This is a genomic window from Vibrio sp. 10N.261.55.C5 (assembly GCF_041470505.1).
Classification (GTDB): Bacteria; Pseudomonadota; Gammaproteobacteria; order Enterobacterales; family Vibrionaceae; genus Vibrio; species Vibrio crassostreae_C.
In genome coordinates this window covers 1-206 of sequence record NZ_JBFRMS010000144.1, presented here as the reverse complement: position 1 = coordinate 206, position 206 = coordinate 1, and the positions used below count along the sequence as shown (strand labels likewise).

The following is a 206-nucleotide window of genomic DNA, read 5'->3' as shown; positions in this document are numbered from 1 at the left end:
TATCGCTCCAAATTCTCTCTTTTTAGAGAACAGAGTCATTGACTTAAATAATGCATTCGGACGCGGGATGGAGCAGTTTGGTAGCTCGTCGGGCTCATAACCCGAAGGTCGTCGGTTCAAATCCGGCTCCCGCAACCACATTACAGTTAAGCGCTATCTATTGCCCAAGGCAGTAAGAGCAGCGACTAACTAATGCGATACTAGCT

Annotated in this window: 1 tRNA gene; it reads left to right on the top strand. The window is 47.6% G+C overall.

Annotated features, from left to right (window positions below):
- Positions 1 to 61 precede the first annotated feature (61 nt).
- Positions 62 to 138: transfer RNA gene (locus tag AB4263_RS24370), tRNA-Met, on the top strand.
- The last annotated feature ends 68 nt before the right edge of the window (positions 139 to 206 follow it).